The following is a 16,994-nucleotide window of genomic DNA, read 5'->3' as shown; positions in this document are numbered from 1 at the left end:
AGAAAAGTTTAGCATAGGGAAGGCCAGGGAACAAAGCTCTTCTTTGCCCGTGCCACGACTATCTCGCGCTAAATCCAGGTGGCATTTTATTTAAGATTTGCGGGTTTTCAACAAACCGGACAGGCAGTTTGGCATTTGTACGCTTTTTGCCCCTGTCTGCGAGGTTATCACAATCAAATGAATGCCGGGCCTCAAGGAAAAGTCACTGTCCCTGCTCCCGCCGGTTTTTTAAACGTAAAAAACGAATCGGGAATGCCGAGGTTAACTTCTGCCGTACCCAGTTCTATAATGGTCGTGTTTCCGAAAACATCGCCGATTATGATTTTTCTCAGCGCATAGGTCTTGGGATCGACTGCTATCGTTACCTGCTTTGACTGCTCCTGGTCTTTCTGTTTCAAGTCAAGAAGGATGTTTCCCTGTTCATCCGTGCTTCCGGCGCCTAGGCGGACATCGAAAAGACGGTCAAGGTCCTCCAGTATAGAAATGACTGTATAGGAGCCGAAGGAGCCTGTCCAAACGCTGTCAAATTCCGTTTCGGCAACCTGGTTTTCCTGGCTGTCAAAATACCAGACCTTTTTTCCGTCAGAGACTATCGTATCTTTCCACGGTTCTTCGTACTGCCATTTCATCATCGCCGGTTTCTTGAACCATACTTTTCCCGAGGATGAGATTTTCTCCTCGAGGTCTTTTATCCGGGTTTCCTGCGTGAAAGGCGATTTAAGGTCGTTTATCGATGCGTATTTTTTCTGGATGTTGCTTACAACAGTGGTCGGGTCTTGGGTCCTCGCCGGGTGGGTGATAAAGAGAATGGATACGGCGAGAAGTGCCGCCGCAAGCGGGATTTTCTTCAATCCGAACTTCCCCTGTCCGCCTTAATCATGTCTACATAGACTTCTCTTGGCTTCCCGGCCGCCCCTTGGGGGCCTATAAGGCCTTCTTTTTCCATCACTTCAACGATCCTTGCCGCGCGGTTATACCCTATCTTTAACCTTCTCTGGATCATCGAGATGGATGCCTGCCCGGTTTCCGCTATGATTCCCAAGGCGGTTTCGTAAAGTTCGTCTTTCTCGTCTTCGCTAACCCCCGAGCTTTCATCATCTGAGTCGTCTTTGGTTATTTCTTCTATGTAGACCGGGTTTGCCTGGGACCTCAGAAAATCCGTTACCCGTTTTCTTTCGTCATCGGATATCAGGGCGCCCTGAAGTCTTAGTAGGTTGGCTCCCCCGGATGTGAGAAAAAGCATGTCGCCCTTTCCGAGCAGGGTCTCCGCTCCCCCGGTGTCGAGAATGATCCTCGAATCCACTTTTGAGGACACGAGGAAGGATATGCGTGCCGGGAAGTTAGCCTTTATGAGTCCGGCCACCACGTCCGCCGAGGGACGTTGGGTGGAGACTATTATATGGATTCCCGCCGCCCTGGCCTTCTGCGCAAGCCTTATTATCGAATCCTTGACGTCTGTCGGGGAAACCATCATCAGGTCGGCAAGCTCATCTATGATAACCACTATGTAAGGAAGCCACCTGAGCTGTTTTTCCTCGATCTCAAGTGTCTCAAGCTTCTTGTTGTAGCTGTCTATGTCTCTTACACCTTCTTCGGAGAGCATGCTGTATCTGGAATCCATTTCCGAAACCAGCCACCTGAGGGCGGCCACGGCTTTTTTCGATTCGGTGACCACAGGGTGTAGCAGGTGGGGAATATCTTCGTATATCGAGAGTTCAAGCATCTTCGGGTCTATCATTATGAGCTTGAGTTCATAGGGGGTGGCCCTGTAGAGCAGGCTTGTGATCGCGGCGTTTAGAAGCACGCTTTTCCCCGAGCCGGTTGTTCCGGCGATCATGAGGTGCGGGGCGGTCTGAAGATCCATATAGCGCGGTTTTCCGGATATGTCTTTCCCGAGGGCGATTGTAAGCATTGATTTTTGCGCCATGAATGAACTGCTTTCGAAAAGTTCCCTCAGCACCACGATTTCCCTGCTTTCGTTCGGCACCTCTATTCCCACCACGTCTTTTCCCGGTATGGGAGCTATTATTCTTATGCTGAGAGCCTTAAGACCCATTGCAAGATCGCCTTCGAGGGATGATATTCTGTTTATTTTTATTCCAGGGGCGGGCTTGTATTCGAACATCGTGATGACCGGGCCGGGACGTATTTCCATGACCTTTCCGGTTACTCCGAAGTCCGCAAGTTTCTCCTCGATCAAGGTGGCTTTGTGGTACATGGCTTCCTTGTCTATCTCTACTGATGTATCGATTTTCGGGTCAAGCAGATCAATTGCGGGGAGAGAGAAGTCAAGCCATCTGTTCTCGGGTACGGTGGGTGCCGGCTCGGTTTTGTTATCTGGGGTGGGAGGAGTGAACACTATCTGCGGTTCTGCGTCGGTTTTTCCGTCGGGTTCCTGCTTCTGTGCTACGGGAGGGGCTTTTGCCGCGCTAGGGGTTGCCTTCGGTGCGCCTTGCTTCTTTTTTTCTCGGGTGCCCCTTCGTGTGGCGATGCGTCTTAGCGCGCCGATCGGTGCAAAAACTCCTTTTAGAACGCCTGAGAAGAGCAGGCGGATGATTTTCACTATGCTGGCGATCTTGGTCTCCGTTGTTATTATCACGGAGAGGAATATGATGATTATGGCGATAATGTATGTTCCAAAAGTCCCCAAGATGTTCTGCGCGAATTCCCGGGAGATCACAAGACCCAACCATCCCCCGGCCGGCGAGTAGCCAAGAAGGGAACTTTTTCCGTAAACGAGCCCGAGAAGGGTGGTCGAGGAGAGAAGGAAGATAATGGTGGAGAAGAGCTTCCAGTATATCTTCCCGGCGGGCTGTTTCCTCAGAATCACGTATGACGCATAGAACATCAGCACGGGAAATACGAAGGAAAGCGTGCCGAAGGAACTTCCAAGAGATCCCGACACGTAAAGTCCCGCGTTCCCCATTGCGCCTTTTACGTCGATTTCAAGCAGGTTGCTGAAGACCAGAAGACTTACGAAGGTGAATACACCGAGGGCGAAGAAAAAGACCGCCATCACGTCTACGAATACGCCTTGAGAGTTTTTGCCTTTCTGCATTTCTTAAATTCTGAAATAAAAACCCTCCGCACCCGGGCGAAAGGGAAGATTCCCGCCACCTAGAAGGCGATTACCGCGAGAAGCGTGTTTGAGGCCTGGGCCGCCAGATCCCATGACAACAAAGGAAATATACCGAAAAAAACCGTGGCTGCGGTAAGCACGGCGATTGTGGCTCCAGAAAGCGGCTTGTTTGCGCTTGCTCCGTAACTGTCCTCCCTCATAAACGCGTAGACAAGCACCTTAAGGTAGTAGTATGCGGAGATTACGCTTGTTATTATTCCTATAACTGCAAGTGGCGTCAGATTAGCGTCAACCGCAGCTAAAAACACCCTGTATTTTCCGAAAAATCCTATAGTCGGCGGAATTCCCGCAAGCGAGAACATGAATACTCCAAGCGCGAGCGATGTAGCCGGTTTTCTGCTCCATAGTCCCGATATTCTCTCGAAGGTGTCGCAGTCGTTCTCCTCCCTGCTTGCGTAGGCGAGAATTCCGAAAGCCCCGAGGTTCATGAAAGTATAGGCAAACAGATAATAAAGAACGCTTCCGCTTCCGACCGAAGCGTCCGAGAGAACGGCTGCCACTCCAACAAGGGCGTATCCGGCGTGTGCCACGCTTGAGTAGGCTAGCATCCTTTTTATGCTCTTCTGGTATATGGCTGCTATGTTCCCCACTACCATTGTCAGCACCGCTGCGATCTGTATCGCGGCTGTCAAGTAGTTCTCAAACGCCGGACCGAAGTCAAGGAATATTCTCAGCAGCAGCACGAAAGCCGCCGCTTTTACCGCCACGGACATGTACCCCGTAACGGTGAGGGGAGCGCCGTCGTAGATATCGGGTACCCACTGATGAAGCGGTACTGCTCCTATCTTGAAAATAACTCCTGCTGCCACGAAAACGGCTCCGCAGATATACATCGGCAGGTTTGCGGAACCCCTCAGAATTTCGTCCAGAAAAGTGGAGCCTGTAGCCCCGTAGAGAAGGGCGATCCCGAAAAGCAGTACGGCAGAAGAAAATCCTCCCAGGATAAGATACTTTACGCCCGATTCCGTTGAGTCAAGAGACCTGCTTTTGAACCCCGAAAGTATGTAGATGGCTATTGACATGATTTCGAATCCCACGAAAAGCGTCATGAGTTCAACCGATGAGGCGAGAACCATCATCCCGCTCGTGCAGAACAGGACGAGGGCGTAGAACTCCTCAAGCCATTGCGTTCGGCTCTTTAAGTGATCTTTTGAAAAGAGAATTGTCGCAAGGGCTGCCAGCAGAAAAATGGAGTTAAAATAGGCGGAAAAGGAATCTATTACAATCGCGCCGGAAAACGCGGAACCCGTACCAGAGAATCTTGAGAAGTTAAGAATGAACGAGGCTACGGTACCCAAAACCGCGAGAAGAAAAAGCGATTCTTTCCATCTCTTTTTCAAAATCGGGGCGCAGATAAGTATGAGAAGCCCGGAGAGTATAAGTATGCACTCGGGAAGGATGACCAGCGTGCTTTCAAATAGGGTTTGTATATTCATGGCTGCGTCTCTTCCGGCATGTACAATTTTTTCCGGACCTTAGTCGTTTTTTATTGCTTCAATCGGAGTTTTCAACCACTTCGAACTTTTTTTCCTCGAACTGGAAGTTCTGCTCGTCGATGTACCATATTCTTGCGTCGGCAAGCTTTCCGCGGTTTACCGAGAAGATTATATACGCCCATCCGGGTGATGCCACCTGTCTGTCCGTTTCTGAAGGGACTGAAGGGTGGTCCGGATGCGAGTGATATATGCCGAGGATCTCGAGGCCGTTTTCCCTTGCCCACGAATCAGTCTCTATGTAAGAGCGCGGGTCAAGCTCGAAACGGTCTTTTAACCGTCTGCTGTCAATACTGCCTGTTTCCTTAAACGCTGTTTCTGATTCGTCGTCGGCGACCAGATTGGCGCACTTGCGAAAGTGGGTCACGGTGTCTCCCTTCCCGATCATCACGCCGCACACCTCGTAAGGGTAACCGGATTCAGCGTCTCGTGTCATGCCCAGATAAGCCGATTTAAGTATCTTTACCACCAGAGTCTCTCACTCAGGTATCTTCTGCCCGAGTCGGGAAGAATCGTTACCAGCACTCCCTCTTTCAGCCTTTTCGCGTACTCAAGCGTCACGCAAACCGCTGCTCCGCCCGAGTGACCGACAAACATCCCTTCTGTATCCATAAGCCGCTCCATCATCTCATAAGCTTTCTCGGTCGAGACGAAGACAACTTCGTCGGCTGCCTCCTCGTCATATATGCCGGGAACTATTGAAGTGGGCATATGTTTCATACCCTCAAGTCCGTGAAGACTTTCTTCGGGCTGGATAGCGACTGTTCTTATTTCCGGGTTGTACTCCTTAAGTTTTTTTGCGGTTCCCATAAAGGTTCCCGATGTGCCGAGTCCAGCTAGGAAATGGGTCACGGCACCCTTTGTCTGCTCCCAGATCTCCGGAGCGGTAGTTTCGTAGTGGGCGAGGGCGTTGTTGATGTTGTTGTACTGGTCCGGCATGAAATACCTGTCAGGATTATCCACTTTTAACTTGTGCGCCATTCTTATAGCCCCGTCGGAACCCTCAAGAGGGTTTGAGAAGATTATTTTTGCTCCGTATGCTTCGATCGCTTTTTTTCTCTCGGTGTTTACGTTCTCCGGCGTTACGATTTCAACCTCGTACCCAAGCGCTGCTCCCAGCATCGCGTATGCGATTGCGGTGTTCCCGGAGGAGGAGTCCATGATGACCTTGTCTTTTGTGAGTTCGCCTGAGCGTATGGCTTCCAAGATCATTTTGCGGGCTGGGCGGTCTTTTACCGAACCTCCGGGATTAAACCACTCGGCCTTTGCGTAAATGCTGATCCCCGGGGGGCATTCTTTTGCTGTTTCGGAAAGTTCCAGAAGGGGGGTGTTGCCTATAAGGTCAACCACCGATTCGACTCTTGAACCTCTGGCAGCGGAGGCTCCGGCTTCGGGTCTATGCATTAGCAGCGCTCGATGATTACCTTGTGGTAGCGGCCTTCTTCCTTCTCTATGGCCAGAACCTTGTGGCCGTCCTGTTCCACGCTTCTTGGGAGGTTGGAAAGAGGTTCTCCCTCGCAGAGCTTGACTTCAAGGATCTCACCCGGATCCATCTTTTCAAGCTTAAGCTTGGTCTTAACAAACGTCATCGGACAGATGTAGTCCGTTATATCTATTCTTTCGTTGCTCTGCGTATCGTCCATGTTAAAAACCTCGTGCGCTCATTCTCCCGTTAAGACTAACACAGTCCGCGTTTTACTCAAACCGCCGCCCCGTCTTTATTTCGGGACTTTATCCACGATATTACGGATTCGAACATCTTCTTGCCGTCTTCTGAGCCCAGCAGGCTCTCGAAACTGCGCTCCGGGTGAGGCATCATCCCGAGTACGTTGCCCTGGCTGTTGGCGATTCCGGCTATGTTGTCCTCGGCGCCGCTTGGGTTTGCCTCAGCGGTCAGCTCTCCCCCTTTCCCGCAGTACCGCAAAACTACTCTCCGCTCCAGGGTGTCGTTCCCACCCGGGGGCAGAACGAAGTTGCCTTGGGCGTTCGCTACCGGAAGCTCCAGAACTTCTCCCTCGCTCAGAAGGCAGGTAAAAGGGGTGTCGGTGTCTTCAATCCTGACGTTTGTCCATCTGCAGACGAATTTAAGAGAGGAGTTGTGTATGAAAGCTCCGGGGAGAAGCCCCGATTCGACCAGGATCTGAAACCCGTTGCATATTCCTATTACCGGAACTCCGAGTGCGGCGAGTTCCCTGAGCGGGCTTACCACCGGAGAGAACTGTGATATTGCGCCCGCGCGAAGGTAGTCCCCGTAGGAGAATCCTCCCGGTATCACGACGCAGTCGATTCCTTCGAGGGAAGTTTCCTCGTGCCATACCATATCACAGGGCTGTCCCAGAATTTTTCTTATGGCGTGATAGCAGTCGTGGTCGCAGTTGGAACCCGGGAAGAGGAGAACTCCGAAATTTGGCATCTTACTTTTCCGTTATCTCTACAGAAGAATCTTCAATTACAGGATTGGAGAGGAGCTTCCGGCACATTTCATCCGCTTTGCGGCCTACTTCATCGGCGGACGCCCCTTCCATGGTGAGTTCCACGATCTTTCCTACCCTTGCGTCGGAAACCCCGCTGAATCCAAGACCGCTGAGCGCGTTTAGCACCGCTTTGCCCTGGGGGTCGAGCACCACGGGCTTAAGCTTGACCTCTATTTTTACCGAAAACTGCTTCATCTCTCGTTTTCTTGCTCCGGAGCGACTTCCGCGGGATATTACCCGCGCGAGAGGAGTATGCCAACAATTCTCTCAAGCTCCTCGGGAGAATAGTACTCTATTTCTATTTTCCCCTTTGTCTTGTTGCGGCTTATCCTCACTTTGGTTGAGAACTTCCCGGAAAGCTCTTCGGTAAGTTCCTTGGTGAAAATATCTTCTTCCACTACTCCTGAAGTGAACTCCGGGGGCGGTTGAGCGCTTGCGTTTTTCTTTTTTACAAGCGCTTCGGTCCTCCTTACCGTAAGGTCCTTTTTCAGCACCTCGCCGAGAAGGGAATCCATCTGCCCGGGTGAAGAAGCAGCCAGAAGAGCCCTTGCGTGTCCCACGGTTATTGCGCCCGAGACAAGGGCTTTTTTAGTATTTTCGGAAAGCTTGAGGAGTCTCATCTGGTTTGTGATGACAGAGCGGTTTTTTCCCGTTTTCTTCGCTATCTCCTCGTGGGTAAGCCCAAAGCGCTCCGCGAGTTTCTCATAAGCCTCTGCCTCTTCAATTGGATTTAAGTCCTCTCTTTGTATGTTTTCTATTAACGTGAGTTCCGCTACGTCCTGATCAGTCGCGGTCCTTATTATCACGGGCAGTTTCTCAAGCTTTGCTATTTTTGCCGCTCTCCACCTGCGCTCTCCAGCAACTATTTCGAAGCCACCATTTTCCTTCCTGACGATAAGCGGCTGTATAACTCCGTTTTCCTTTATTGACTCCGCGAGTTCCTCAAGAGTGCTTTGTTCGAACTGTTTTCTCGGCTGCGAGGGGTTTGGCTTCAGCAGGTCCGTGCTCACCATCTGATACTCTCTCGATTCCGTTTCCAGATTCTTGGGTATAAGCGAATCAAGTCCTCTTCCCAGACTCCGTCTTTTCACTTCAGTTAACCTCCGCTCTGCTTATTATCTCATTTGCGAGTTTCATATAGTTTTGTGCTCCGCTCGACTTTATTTCGTAAAGCAGAAGCGGTTTTCCGTAGCTTGGCGCTTCGGCCAGCTTCACGTTTCTGCTTATCACGGTGTCAAAGGTTTTCTCGCCGAAATGGTTTCTTACCTCTTCGGCCACCGAGTGACATATGTTGTTTCGGGAGTCGAACATAGTCAGAAGATAGCCTTCCACCTCAAGAGAGGGATTTAGCCTTTGCTTTACCAGGGATACGGTGGTCTGCAGCTGGCCTATTCCTTCAAGCGCGTAGTATTCGCACTGAACCGGTATTAGCACCCGGTCGGCCGCGGCAAGCGCGTTTATGGTGAGCAGGCTGAGTGACGGCGGGGCGTCTATGAATATGTAGTCATATTTCTCCCTTATCTCGTCAATAGCCTCTTTCAGGCGGTACTCCCTGTTTTCCGTCTCTATGAGATGCACCTCGGCCCCGGTGAGTTCGTGGTTCGCGGGACACAAGTGCAGGTAGCCGTTCAGAAGATCCGGATGGACGTCAATTGCGGTGGCCCCAAGCGCAATTTCTCCCAGTATGACGCTGCAGATGTTTTTCGAATTGATCGATTCTTTGTCGACGCCGAGCCCCCCAGTTGCGTTTCCCTGCGAGTCAAGATCTATTAGAAGTGTGCGGCGGTTTGCCGCCGCCAGAGAAGCCGAAAGGTTAACCGCGGTTGTGGTTTTGCCGACTCCCCCTTTCTGATTTACCACGCATATTACTTTTGACATTTGGTGATTAAAGAATGATAAACTTGCGGATGTTATCAGTCAAATAAGTCTTGTACCGGAACTACGCCTGCGCGGACAGTTCCCGGAGGGTTAGTCTTGTTAAACAGGATATGCGTTGTTTTTTCGACCTTTTTCGGGGTGGGATATGTGCCTGGAGCCCCTGGAACCGCAGGGACTCTCGCGGCGGTCGGAGTTGTGTACCTGCTCAGCCTCGCGGGCGGTGCGGTTTTTTATTCAGCATTCACTTTAGGGTTGATTATCCTCTCTTTTATAGCCGCTGGCCATTGCGTGTCGATTTTTAAAAGGGAAGACCCGCCTGAGGTTGTGATTGACGAAGTATGCGGATTTTTGGTCTGTATGCTTTTTGTCCCACTGAATCCTGTTAACCTAGCGCTCGGCTTTTTCCTTTTCAGGTTTTTCGATATCGCAAAGCCCTTCCCGATAAGGAAAGTCGAAGGACTCCCGGGGGGCTACGGTATCGTGATGGATGATGTTTTGGCCGGAGTGTACGGAAATCTGTGTCTTCAGGCGTTTGTTTTCCTTTCCGGTTAGAATTACCCGGCAATGAGCGTTGAGGTAATAACGACCGGAAACGAGATAATGAGCGGTCTCACCCAGGACACAAATTTCAGTTGGGTCGCCGCGCAACTGTCCTCGTCGGGCATTGAGGTTAAGTATCAGTGCGCGGTTGCAGATGACCTCGAGGATCTTCTTGCTTCTTTTAAGACAGCGTCAAAAAGAGCCAGGTTTGTCATAGTCTCAGGAGGACTCGGCCCCACCGGGGACGATCTAAGCGCGCTTGCCGCCTCGAAGTTCCTGGGAACTCCCCTCGTTTTCAATTCCGCGGTCTATGAAGACATAGCCAGAAAGCTTGAGAAGAGGGGAAGAAAGCCTAACACCCATCATGAAAAACAGGCCATGTTTCCCGAGGAAACGACAGTCATCGAAAACCCCGTCGGCACGGCCGCCGGCTTCAGTTTTGTTTCCGGCAGCTCGAAATTCTACTTTCTACCCGGTGTCCCAAGGGAATTCAGGCGAATGTTCTCAGAACATGTTTTCCCGGATATAAGCGGCGTTGCGGAGAAGGGAACCATGCTGTGCGTAAGGGTGCTCAGGACCTTCGGTCTCGGCGAGTCCGAAGTGGCGGAAAGACTGGAAGGCTTCTCCCCCGAAGGAGTGGATGTTGGATACAGGATCCGGTTGCCCGAGATTCATCTTCGGCTCACGGCCTCGGGCAATGACGGCGAGATGCTCGATTCGCTTCTGCGCGATGCCTGCGGTGAAGCGAAAGAAAGGCTAGAAGACTTCCTCTTCTCACTAGGGGATGAGACCCTTGAAGAGGTAACCGCGTCTTTACTGCTTGAAAAAGACCTGACCCTATCAATCGCAGAGTCCTGCACAGGAGGACTCTGCTCGAGCCGCTTCACGGACATCGCAGGAAGTTCGGCTTATTTTCTGGGAGGAGCAGTGACTTACAGCAACGATTCCAAGGAAAAACTGCTCGGGGTAAGCGCCGAAACCCTTGAGCGGTTCGGCGCGGTGAGCGGGGAAGTGGTCTCTGAGATGGCCCGCGGGGCAAGGAATCTTTTCGGAAGCGATATAGGGCTTTCCATATCCGGGATCGCGGGTCCGGGAGGCGGAACCGCGGAGAAACCGGTGGGTACGGTGTGGTTCGGGTTCACTCACGTTTCATACGGAACTTTTTGCGAGAGACGGAATTTTGCGGGCACGAGGGATGAGATAAAAAACTTTGCCGCTGCAACAGCGATCGATATGGTTAGGAAGTTCTGTCTCGATTATGTAGGATAGTAATTTTTAGAACCGCAAAAAACCAGAACGGAGACTAAAACTTAAATGAGCGATACCGACGACAAAAACAAAAGCATAAACGTAGCTATAGACACTATAGAGAAGCAGTTCGGAAAGGGGTCCATAATGAGACTTGGCGAGGATGCTTCTCTCTCAGACATCCCGGTGATTACCTCGGGTTCCCTCGGGCTTGACATAGCTCTTGGCGTCGGAGGTTTTCCTAGGGGAAGGATCATAGAGGTTTTCGGTCCCGAGGCTTCGGGTAAGACCACAATAGCGCTTCACGCCATAGCGGAAGCGCAGAAGGCCGGCGGAATAACCGCTTTTGTCGACGCCGAGCACTCTCTTTCGACAAGCTACGCGGCGGCGCTGGGCATCAAGGTTGAAGATCTTCTCATTTCCCAGCCCGATTTCGGGGAACAGGCCCTTGAGATTGTCGATACTCTGATAAGAAGCAACGCCGTTGACCTCATAGTGCTTGACTCGGTCGCGGCTCTTACCCCTCGCGCTGAGATCGAGGGAGAGATGGGGGACACTCACGTGGGTCTTCAGGCAAGACTGATGTCGCAGGCGCTTCGCAAGATAACGGCTAACGTGAGTCGCTCCAAAACCATAGTGATTTTCGTTAACCAGCTCCGCATGAAGATAGGGGTTCCGGCGTACATGAACCCGGAGACGACTACCGGGGGTAACGCGCTTAGGTTCTATTCATCGGTGAGAGTTGACATAAGGCGCATTGGGTCTCTTAAGGACGGAGATCGCATCGTGGGCAACAGGGTCAGGGCGAAGCTTGTCAAGAACAAGGTCGCTCCGCCTTTTAGGGAAGCGGAATTCGAAGTGGTTTTCGGAAGGGGCATATCAAAACTCGGGGAGCTTGTGGATCTGGGAGCCAAGTTCAACGTGATAAAGAAAAGCGGAACCTGGTATTCCTATGAAGGGGAGAGGATAGGGCAGGGAAGAGAGAATTCCAAGAAGTTTCTCCACGAAAACCCGGAAATTCGCGAGAAAATAAGAAACGAGATCATAAAAGCCTCGGGGATGGGTTCTTCTGGGGAAGTGGAGGAAGAGGAACCCGCGAAAAAATAGTTTCCGGAATGCCGAATCGACTGAGTCTGAGCGCATAGCGCCACTCTTTAGTACCCCTCCTGCTATATTTTTGGCAATACATATGAAAATTCTAGGGATCGAAACTTCTACTTTTTCGGGAAGCGTGTCAATATCCGACGACGATGCGCTTCTTTGCGAATATGTCTTTAACACCGGTCCTAGGCACAATGAAGTTCTTATTCCCACAGTCGAGAAGCTTCTCTCGGATTGCGGGCTCGGGAAAGACGATCTGGACGCGGTCTGCGTATCAACCGGACCGGGCTCCTTCACCTCGCTTCGAATAGGGGTATCCACAGCGAAGGCGCTTAGCTATTCCTTAGGGGCAGATCTTGCGGGAGTTCCCTCGCTTGAAATTCTTGCCTCAAACGCGCTTTGGTCAGGAGATGACGTATGCGTCATGACCGATGCGGGCAGAGGGGAAGTCTTCTTTGCCTTTTATGACTCCGAGGGCAAAGAAGTAGCGGAGGCGGAAATCGCCACCCCGGAGTCTGTATGCTCCAAGACGAGAGGGAAAACCGTTTTTGTGGGCAGCGCTGCGGTTCTCCACGCCAAACTTATACGGGAGATGCAGGGAGGGGACGCCTTGTTTTTGCCCCCGAATCTGAACACTCCTAGAGCGTCCGGTTGCGCGCTTCTGGGGAGAAAGAAGATTCTCTCCGGACAAAAGGACGATCCCTTCACCCTGACTCCCTTTTATCTTCGCCGCTCTGCCGCTGAGCGCGGAGTGGAGTCGCAGAAAAGGGGATAGGAATCTTTTTCGCCGGCGGTCTTGAAGTTGTCTGTACGCGGTGATAGATTAAGCGGGTGAGGTTTTAGGTACTCCGTATTTTAAAAACAATCAGGGAGACATAGTAAAATGGCCAAGATGCTCGGCGCACAGATGTTCTTTGAGACGCTTCTTCACCAAGGCATTGACGTGGTCTTCGGACTGCCGGGAGGTTACGTTCTCAAGGTCTATGACGTGATGACCGACTATACGGACAGGATAAATCACGTGCTCGTGAGGCATGAGCAGGGAGCTACGCACATGGCCGACGGATACGCTAGGGCCTCGGGCAAGCCGGGAGTGGTGCTTTGCACCTCGGGCCCGGCGGCGACCAACACCGTTACCGGTATAGCGACGGCGCAGATGGATTCATCTCCTATAGTTATCTTTACGGGACAGGTTCCTACGCAGTACCTTGGAAGCGATGCGTTTCAGGAAGCAGACCATATTGGCATAACGAGACCCTGCACGAAACATAACTACCTTGTACGGGAAACCCGGGATCTTCCGAGAGCGATGAAGGAGGCTTTCCACATAGCCGGCACCGGAAGACCCAGCCCGGTTCTTGTTGATATGCCGAAGGACGTCCTCATAGGGGAAGACGAGCTTGTAATCCCCGAGGATAGTGAAATAGATATCAAAGGCTACAAGCCCACCATGAAGGGAAATCCCTCGCAGATAAAAAGAGCTGTAGAGATGCTGGTAGCTGCGAAGCGGCCGGTTGTTTATTCTGGAGGAGGGGTTATCTGGTCCGGGGCTACGGATGAACTGCTTGAGTTCTGCCACCGCCTCCAGATACCCGTGGCATCAACCCTCATGGGACTCGGAGGCTATCCGGCAAGCGACCCGCTTTTCATAAGCATGCTCGGGATGCACGGTTCCTACGCGGCCAATATGACCGTTACTGAATCGGATCTCGTTATCTCGATCGGCGGGCGTTTTGACGACAGGGCCACGGGCGGAAACTTCGAGGAATTTGCCCCCAACGCGGAAATTATCCACATAGACATAGATCCTTCCTCGATAGACAAGAACATAACGGTTCAGTGTCCGATAGTAGGAGACGCCAAGATCGTACTGCGCCAGATACTTGACGCTCTTCCTGGAGAAGTTGACCTTGAAGGAAGGGAATCCTGGCTCAGGAGGATAAGGGACTGGGAGGAGAAACATCCGCTTACCTATTCCCAGGGAAGCGAGAAGATCCTCACCACCTACGCCATAGACACGCTTTACAAGCTCACCAAAGGAGACTCCATAATAGTTTCTGACGTGGGTCAGCATCAGATGTGGGTGGCTCAATTCTACAAGTTTGAGAGACCCAGAACCCATCTTACCTCGGGAGGACTGGGAACTATGGGATTCAGTTTCCCTGCGGCTATGGGAGCGAAATACGCGAGACCTGATGAGCAGGTTATATGCGTTGCCGGCGACGGAAGCTTCCAGATGAATTTTCAGGAACTCGCGACGGCAGTTGAAAACAATCTGGATCTTAAAATTATTGTTTTCAACAATCGTCACCACGGAATGGTAAGGCAGTGGCAGACGATGTTTTTTGAGAGCAATTACTCCGCGTCGCGGTTTGAAGTGCTGCCCGATTTCGTAAAGCTTGCCGAGGCGTTCGGCGCCAGAGGTCTTCGGGCGGTGAAGCCCGAGGAGCTTGAGCCCACTCTCAGGGAAGGCCTAAACACCCCCGGGGTTGTTCTCATGGAGATAGAAGTTGACTGTACGGAAATGGTTTATCCGATGATAGCTCCCGGCGGTACGATGGACGACATGATAATGATGCCCGCGGATCTTGCCTGATATTGCAAGCAGTTTCCTGGTCTGGACTCAAGGTTCTTTTCCCACTTTCATATATACTTTTCCCTAAGACCGCGCCTTCGGGTCTTCTGGTATCGTTATGGCTTCAGGAAAGATTGTTCAGGTAGCTTTGCCGATTCATTCCGAACAGCTTTTTCTATACTCGGTTCCAAGACGTTTTCCAGAGGGGGTCGCCACAGGAAAGAGGGTGTTTGTTCCCTTCGGAAACCGAAAGGCCATAGGATACGTGGTGGGGCATGAAGCCGAACGGAAAGTCGATTTCGAGTTAAAGGATATAATCGACATTCTGGATGAGTCCCCGCTTTTTGACGAAAAGCGTTTGGACTTTTTTCGCCGGGTTTCCGAGTACTACATGGCACCTCTCGGAGTGGTACTTAAATTTGCTCACCCACTGGGACTCGGTAAAAGCGTCGGGAAAACCGTGCGGATCACGGAGGAGGGGAAAAACCGTCTTCAGCAAAGGGGTCTGGACGATCTTGAGAAAAAGGTCCTAGAAACTCTTTTGCTTGAAGAGGAACTGGTTTCGGAAAAGCTTCTGGAACTAAGCGGCAAAGCATCGCTAGAGAATCTTAACTCTCTTCAGAGAAGAGGATATATTCAGTTCGACTACAGGGTCATAAGCGATGAGAAGGTAAAGTATGAGAAGATCTACCGCGCCTCCTGCGATTCCGGCAGCGTCTCAGAGATTAAGCGAAAAAAACCGGCCAAGGGAACCATACTTGAGTTTATAAGCAGCCGGGATTCCGCACCTCACTCGGAACTAAAGGAGATATTCGGCAATTTTACGGTCCACGTAAAGTGGCTTGTGGATAATGCACTGGTCTCCGTGGAACTGAAAGAGATCGGAAGGGACCCTTACGGCGCCTTTGATGCGGAAGAAGAGCGGCCTGAAAAACTTACCCAGGATCAGCGGATGGCGATGGAGAAAATCCTGCCTTACGTAACTGGGGACGAATATCGCTGTTTCCTCCTTCACGGAGTTACCGGGAGCGGAAAAACCGAGGTCTACCTGAGAGTCGTTAGCGAGGTCATTGCCAAGGGGAAACAGGCGATAGTTCTCGTTCCCGAGATAGCGCTTACTCCGCTTCTTGTGAAGAGGTTTCGTTCACGTTTTGCCGATGCGGTATCGGTGATTCACAGCGCTCTTAGCGAAGGCGAGAGGTTTGACGTGTGGCGAAGGGCGCGCAGCGGCGAATTGAGTGTGGTGATAGGGGCCCGCTCCGCGGTTTTCGCTCCGCTTGAGAATCTCGGCCTTGTGGTGGTTGACGAGGAGCACGAGTCGTCCTACAAGCAGAACGAGGCGCCGTGTTACAACGCCCGCGACGCCGCGGTCATGCTCGGAACCATATACGGCTGTCCGGTGCTACTGGGTTCTGCGACTCCTTCGCTTGAATCCTATGCAAACGCGATCAGGGGCAAGTACGAATATCTTTCTCTTCCCGCAAGGGTGGGAACGAACAGGCTTCCCGATGTTGAGCTTGTGGATATGAAAAACGTGAATGAAACTGTTTTCTCCCCGCACCTAAGGGATGCCCTGGTGGAAAATTTCAGCCGTGGGGAACAATCGATTCTTTTTATTAACAGGAGAGGTTTTTCAAGTTTTCTGGTCTGCGGGGACTGCGGTGAAATCTTCAGGTGTCCCAACTGCTCTATAACCCTGACTTTTCACAAAAAGGATAATTCGATCAAATGCCATTACTGCGGAATTATGCAGGAATTCGAAAATACCTGCGCCCACTGCGGCGCCAGATACATGGGCAAGGGTCTCGGGACTCAGAAAGTAGAGGAGCAGGTAAAGAGCATGCTTCCCGACGCCAGGGTTTTCGTTATGGACAGGGATTACACTCGCGGAAAAACCAAACTTCTTGACCTTTACAGAAAACTTGAGTCCGGAGAGGTGGATGTTCTTATCGGGACCCAGATGGTAGCCAAGGGACATGATCTGCCGGGGGTTACGCTTGTCGGTATTCTCTCAGCCGATCATATGCTAGGGATTCCCGACTTCCGCTCGGGAGAAAGAACTTTCCAGGTCCTCACACAGGTAGCCGGAAGAACAGGCAGGGGAATAAAACCCGGGACGGTCATTCTGCAGACATATAATCCCGAACACCCTTCGGTAAGATTTGCCATTTCCCATAACAGTTCCGGGTTTCTGGATGAAGAACTGGAGCTTAGAAAGTCTCTTGATCAGCCTCCTTTCTCAAGGTTCATATCCTTCAGAGTAAACGGATTTGATGAGGAGAAAACGCGAGATTTCGCCGAAAGAATGAAACGCACGGCCGAGAGATTTCTTCTCAATCTTCCGCCCGGGTCGCTCAGAGTGCTCGGCCCCGCAGAGGCTCCCATATACAAACTCAGGAACAGGTTCAGATGGCAGATCATTGTCGCATCAGGGAATCTGGGGCTGCTTCGGAACTACGCCTCGGCGCTTTACGATTCGTTGAAAAAACACGCCTCGGGAATTAAGCTTGTAGTTGATGTTGATCCCTATGATTTCATGTGACCCG

The 16,994-nt window shown here is 51.5% G+C and carries 16 protein-coding genes; 6 read left to right on the top strand and 10 right to left on the bottom strand.

The window, feature by feature from the left end; translation table 11 throughout:
• Positions 1-191: 191 nt before the first annotated feature.
• The 10 genes from F4X55_05350 to F4X55_05305 all read right to left on the bottom strand — a co-directional run bounded on the left by F4X55_05350 (position 192) and on the right by F4X55_05305 (position 8,984).
• Positions 192-851 carry an outer membrane lipoprotein carrier protein LolA gene (locus F4X55_05350; protein MYC40420.1) on the bottom strand — a complete coding sequence of 220 codons (660 nt, stop codon included), beginning with the start codon at positions 849-851 and terminating at the stop codon, positions 192-194.
• A complete protein-coding gene (locus F4X55_05345) occupies positions 848-3,058 on the bottom strand; it encodes a DNA translocase FtsK (protein ID MYC40419.1) in 2,211 nt (736 codons plus the stop codon). Before F4X55_05345 ends, F4X55_05350 begins: the two co-directional genes overlap by 4 nt.
• A 59-nt stretch (positions 3,059-3,117) precedes the next feature.
• Positions 3,118-4,575 (bottom strand): NADH-quinone oxidoreductase subunit N, encoded by a 1,458-nt coding sequence (locus F4X55_05340; protein MYC40418.1) that lies wholly within the window; start codon positions 4,573-4,575, stop codon positions 3,118-3,120.
• A 58-nt stretch (positions 4,576-4,633) separates the two neighbouring features.
• Positions 4,634-5,101 carry a M67 family metallopeptidase gene (locus F4X55_05335; protein MYC40417.1) on the bottom strand — a complete coding sequence of 156 codons (468 nt, stop codon included), beginning with the start codon at positions 5,099-5,101 and terminating at the stop codon, positions 4,634-4,636.
• Complete coding sequence (locus tag F4X55_05330) at positions 5,095-6,036, bottom strand: cysteine synthase family protein (GenBank protein ID MYC40416.1); 942 nt, start codon at positions 6,034-6,036, stop codon at positions 5,095-5,097. The genes F4X55_05335 and F4X55_05330 overlap by 7 nt, the downstream gene beginning before the upstream one ends.
• Complete coding sequence (locus F4X55_05325) at positions 6,036-6,275, bottom strand: sulfurtransferase TusA family protein (protein MYC40415.1); 240 nt, start codon at positions 6,273-6,275, stop codon at positions 6,036-6,038. The genes F4X55_05330 and F4X55_05325 overlap by 1 nt, the downstream gene beginning before the upstream one ends.
• Positions 6,276-6,331: 56 nt before the next feature.
• On the bottom strand, positions 6,332-7,045 hold the full coding sequence (gene purQ, locus F4X55_05320; protein ID MYC40414.1) for a phosphoribosylformylglycinamidine synthase I: 714 nt from the start codon (positions 7,043-7,045) through the stop codon (positions 6,332-6,334).
• 1 nt (position 7,046) lies between these two features.
• Positions 7,047-7,301, bottom strand: a complete 255-nt coding sequence (gene purS, locus F4X55_05315) for a phosphoribosylformylglycinamidine synthase subunit PurS (protein ID MYC40413.1) — start codon at positions 7,299-7,301, stop codon at positions 7,047-7,049.
• Between the two features lie 38 nt (positions 7,302-7,339).
• Entirely contained in the window at positions 7,340-8,119 is a 780-nt protein-coding gene (locus F4X55_05310; protein MYC40412.1) for a ParB/RepB/Spo0J family partition protein, read from the bottom strand.
• A gap of 79 nt (positions 8,120-8,198) precedes the next feature.
• The gene (locus F4X55_05305) at positions 8,199-8,984 is read right to left on the bottom strand and encodes a ParA family protein (protein ID MYC40411.1); all 786 of its coding nucleotides are present in this window, start codon (positions 8,982-8,984) and stop codon (positions 8,199-8,201) included.
• A gap of 96 nt (positions 8,985-9,080) precedes the next feature.
• On the opposite strand from F4X55_05305, the gene F4X55_05300 reads away from it, so the two are divergent.
• From F4X55_05300 to priA, 6 genes are all read left to right on the top strand, one after another.
• A complete protein-coding gene (locus F4X55_05300) occupies positions 9,081-9,536 on the top strand; it encodes a phosphatidylglycerophosphatase A (GenBank protein MYC40410.1) in 456 nt (151 codons plus the stop codon).
• Positions 9,537-9,548: 12 nt separating this feature from the next.
• Positions 9,549-10,793, top strand: coding sequence for a competence/damage-inducible protein A (locus F4X55_05295; protein ID MYC40409.1), 1,245 nt, complete (start codon positions 9,549-9,551; stop codon positions 10,791-10,793).
• A gap of 45 nt (positions 10,794-10,838) precedes the next feature.
• A complete protein-coding gene (gene recA, locus F4X55_05290) occupies positions 10,839-11,879 on the top strand; it encodes a recombinase RecA (GenBank protein MYC40408.1) in 1,041 nt (346 codons plus the stop codon).
• Positions 11,880-11,961: 82 nt separating this feature from the next.
• Complete coding sequence (gene tsaB / locus F4X55_05285; protein ID MYC40407.1) at positions 11,962-12,648, top strand: tRNA (adenosine(37)-N6)-threonylcarbamoyltransferase complex dimerization subunit type 1 TsaB; 687 nt, start codon at positions 11,962-11,964, stop codon at positions 12,646-12,648.
• Positions 12,649-12,756: 108 nt separating this feature from the next.
• Positions 12,757-14,469, top strand: coding sequence for a biosynthetic-type acetolactate synthase large subunit (gene ilvB, locus F4X55_05280; GenBank protein MYC40406.1), 1,713 nt, complete (start codon positions 12,757-12,759; stop codon positions 14,467-14,469).
• Positions 14,470-14,566: 97 nt separating this feature from the next.
• On the top strand, positions 14,567-16,990 hold the full coding sequence (priA, locus tag F4X55_05275; GenBank protein ID MYC40405.1) for a primosomal protein N': 2,424 nt from the start codon (positions 14,567-14,569) through the stop codon (positions 16,988-16,990).
• The last annotated feature ends 4 nt before the right edge of the window (positions 16,991-16,994 follow it).

Source organism: Candidatus Dadabacteria bacterium (genome assembly GCA_009840385.1).
Taxonomy (GTDB): Bacteria; Desulfobacterota_D; UBA1144; order Nemesobacterales; family Nemesobacteraceae; genus Nemesobacter; species Nemesobacter australis.
The sequence above is the reverse complement of the archived record's forward strand: the minus strand, read 5'-3'. Positions and strand labels throughout refer to the sequence as shown.